The following is a 3,369-nucleotide window of genomic DNA, read 5'->3' on the forward strand; positions in this document are numbered from 1 at the left end:
TCGCCGGCCGCTGCGGGCGGACACCCCCCGCCACGTCCCCTCACCGCCGTACGCGGCTGCGGCGCCCGCCTCGCGAGGGGGGAGCGTTCCGTTTCGTGTCGTGTGCGGGTGCGTGGTGGTTCGTGTCGTGTGCGGGTGCGTGGTCGTTCCGCCTGCGGTCCGGTGGGTGGACCCGGAGGCGGGGGGCACCGGGTGCCGGATACGGTGGGGGGACCATGAGCGCTACGGAGAACGCCGCTGTGCAGGCTGTTGATGACCCGACTCTGCTGGTGAAGATATTCGGCAAGGACAGGCCGGGGATCACCGCCGGGCTGTTCGACACGCTGGCCGCTTTTCAGGTCGACGTGGTCGATATCGAGCAGGTTGTCACGCGGGGGCGGCTGGTGCTGTGTGCGCTGGTTTCTACGCCACCGGCGGGGCTCGAGGGGGATCTGCGGGCCACCGTGCACAGCTGGGCCGAGTCGATGAAGATGCAGGCCGAGATCATTTCGGGGCGTGGGGACAACCGGCCTCGGGGGGTTGGGCGGTCTCTTGTGACCGTGCTCGGGCATCCGCTCACCGCTGAGTCGACGGCTGCCATCGCCGCGCGGATCGCGCAGGTCGGGGGCAACATCGACCGTATTTTCCGGCTGGCCAAGTACCCGGTGACGGCGGTTGAGTTCGCCGTTTCCGGTGTGGAGACCGGGTCGCTGCGGAGTGCGCTGGCGGCGAGCGCGGCGGCACTCGGTGTCGACATAGCCGTCGTGTCGGCGGGGCTGCATCGGCGGGCGCAGCGGCTTGTGGTCATGGATGTGGACTCCACGCTGATCCAGGACGAGGTCATCGAGCTGTTCGCGGCGCACGCGGGGTGTGAGGCCGAGGTCGCCGAGGTGACCGCCGCCGCGATGCGGGGGGAGCTGGATTTCGAGCAGTCCCTGCATGCCCGGGTCGCGCTGCTCAAGGGGCTGGATGCCTCGGTGGTGGAGAAGGTGCGGGATCAGGTGCGGCTCACGCCCGGTGCCCGGACCTTGATCCGTACGCTCAAGCGGCTCGGGTATCAGGTCGGGGTCGTCTCCGGTGGGTTTACGCAGGTCACCGATGATCTGAAGGAACGGCTGGGGCTCGACTTCGCCCAGGCCAACACCTTGGAGATCGAGGACGGCAAGCTGACCGGGCGGGTCACCGGGGAGATCGTGGACCGGGCGGGCAAGGCGCGGCTGCTGCGCCGGTTCGCTGCCGAGGCCGGGGTGCCGTTGGCGCAGACCGTCGCGATCGGTGACGGGGCCAACGACCTCGACATGCTGAACGCCGCCGGGCTCGGCGTCGCCTTCAACGCCAAGCCGGTCGTCCGCGAGGCCGCCCACACCGCCGTGAACGTCCCCTTCCTCGACACCGTCCTCTACCTCCTCGGCATCACCCGTGAAGAGGTCGAGGCCGCCGAGACCCACGACGAGGACTAAAGCTCCGGATACGTCAGAGGGCCCGTCGCCGTTCGCGGTGCCGGGCCCCTTTCGTCACTCCGACGGGGTCCAGTACTCGGTCAGCGTGGCCTTGCCCGGTTCCAGGTTCTTCCAGTCGCCGTCGAACGACAGGACCGCGAAGGCGGCGGCGGGGAAACCTCGGCTGTTCATGCGGTCCCGGGCGTCGCCTTCCGAGGAGCCGGACAGGATGTCGGCCAGGTGATGTATCCCGGGGTTGTGGCCGATGAGGATCAGTGTGCGGACGTCGTCCGGGGTCTCGTTGAGTACGGCGATCAGCTCGCCGGGTGAGGCGTCGTAGACCCGGTCCTCGTAGACCGTCCTCGGGCGGTGGGCCAGCTCGTGGACGGCGAGCTTCCAGGTCTCGCGGGTTCGCAGGGCGGTGGAGCAGACGGCCAGGTCGAAGGCGAGGCCGGTGTCGGCCAGTCTGCTGCCCGCGACCGTGGCGTCCGTGCGGCCCCGCTCGGCGAGGGGGCGCTCATGGTCGGAAACCTGGGGCCAGTCGGCTTTCGCATGGCGGAAGAGGACGATCCTGCGGGGTTCTGCGACGCTCATGGCACCCAGCTTCGCACGAAAGATGCGCCCTGGCGCAGGGAGTTGACATGCGGATTCACCGTACGAGCGAGGGTCTCGCACACCGTGGGCTCACCGTACGAGGAGGGCGCGTATCTGTTCGATGAGGTGGGCGAGTACGGGTTCGCCGGTGGCCGCGTGGGCCTCGGACGGGTTCAGCATCAGTGCGAGCAGGATGGTGAAAGCCAGTACGGGCAGCGCCAGCGCCCACCAGGGCAGGCGGGTCCCGGTGCCGCCCGTGGCCGCCGGGTGGGGCCGGGGGTGGGTGCGGACGGACATCGTCGCCTCCGTCTTCGGAACAGGTCGCGACCCCGCGTCGCGGCACACTTCGAAGTTACGGAATCACCGTCCGTGGGCCTATCAGGAAGGCCACCTACTTCACCCTGAGTCTCGCCCCCTAGGGGATGGGGGGTCAGCACCATCCCCGGGTGCGGCTCAGGGGGAGGCGATCGTCGCGATGATGCCGATGATCACGAAGACGGCGAGGAACGAGCCGAAGACGAGGAGCATCTTCTTCTGGCCGTTCTTCGGGTTCGGGTCGAGCACAGGCTGCATGGCGTCAGTCTCGCACCCTTCGTCCGGTACGGGTCGGGCGGGGGCGGCTCAGCGGGCCGCCTCGTCCTCCACCGTGCGGTCGCGGCCCGCGAGGACGCCGACGATCATCTGCGGCACCATGAGGCCCGCCATCAGGGCGAGCGGCACGCCCCAGCCGCCGCTGCGCTGGTAGAGCACGCCGACCAGCAGCGGGCCCGGGATCGAGATCAGATAGCCGGTGCTCTGCGCGAACGCCGACAGCTGGGCCACACCGGGGCCGCTCCGCGCCCGCATGCCGACCATGGTCAGCGCGAGCGGGAACGCACAGTTGGAGACGCCGAGCAGCAGGGCCCACGCCCAGGCGCCGGAGGCGGGGGCGAGGTAGAGGCCCGCGTAGCCCGCGAGGCCGCACGCGCCCAGGGTCAGCACGATCGGGCCCTGGTGGGGCAGCCGGGCCGCGACCCTCGGGATGACGAAGGCCAGGGGCACGCCCATCACCATGGTGACCGCGAGCAGGACACCCGCCGTGCCCGCCGGTACGCCCGCGTCCCGGAAGATCTGCGGCATCCAGCCCATGGTGATGTACGCGCCGGTCGCCTGGAGGCCGAAGAAGACAGCGAGCGCCCAGGCGGTACGGCTGCGGGTGATCCGGAGGGGCGCGTGCTCCGCTGTGGGGCGGGCGGCGCCCGAGCCGACGGGAGCGGTGGGGGCGGCTGCTCCGGCCACTCCGGCCGCATCGACACCGCCCGCCGGGACGGCACCGCCCGGGCGTTCGGCCCCGGCAGCGGTTCCGGGCCGTGCCGTG

4 protein-coding genes and 1 pseudogene are annotated in these 3,369 nt (G+C 70.7%); 1 reads left to right on the forward strand and 4 read right to left on the reverse strand.

All coding sequences use genetic code 11. The features are described from left to right. The first annotated feature begins 215 nt into the window (after window positions 1–215). Window positions 216–1,439: a phosphoserine phosphatase SerB gene (gene serB, locus GTW40_RS25430; protein ID WP_161182499.1), complete on the forward strand. Its 1,224-nt coding sequence runs from the start codon at window positions 216–218 to the stop codon at window positions 1,437–1,439. Window positions 1,440–1,493: 54 nt separating this feature from the next. On the opposite strand, the gene GTW40_RS25435 is transcribed toward serB, so the two are convergent. The 4 genes and pseudogenes from GTW40_RS25435 to GTW40_RS25445 all read right to left on the reverse strand — a co-directional run. Continuing rightward, window positions 1,494–2,012 (reverse strand): histidine phosphatase family protein, encoded by a 519-nt coding sequence (locus GTW40_RS25435; RefSeq protein ID WP_161182500.1) that lies wholly within the window; start codon window positions 2,010–2,012, stop codon window positions 1,494–1,496. A 90-nt stretch (window positions 2,013–2,102) separates the two neighbouring features. Then, complete coding sequence (locus GTW40_RS25440; RefSeq protein WP_161182501.1) at window positions 2,103–2,309, reverse strand: hypothetical protein; 207 nt, start codon at window positions 2,307–2,309, stop codon at window positions 2,103–2,105. Window positions 2,310–2,465: 156 nt separating this feature from the next. Then, complete coding sequence (locus tag GTW40_RS33605; protein WP_272919037.1) at window positions 2,466–2,585, reverse strand: SGM_5486 family transporter-associated protein; 120 nt, start codon at window positions 2,583–2,585, stop codon at window positions 2,466–2,468. A 48-nt stretch (window positions 2,586–2,633) separates the two neighbouring features. Continuing rightward, window positions 2,634–3,369 (reverse strand): annotated as a pseudogene (locus GTW40_RS25445) (MFS transporter); the annotation flags it as partial.

Origin of the sequence: Streptomyces sp. SID4985 (genome assembly GCF_009863025.1) — a bacterium.
In the GTDB taxonomy this organism is placed as follows: Bacteria; Actinomycetota; Actinomycetes; order Streptomycetales; family Streptomycetaceae; genus Streptomyces.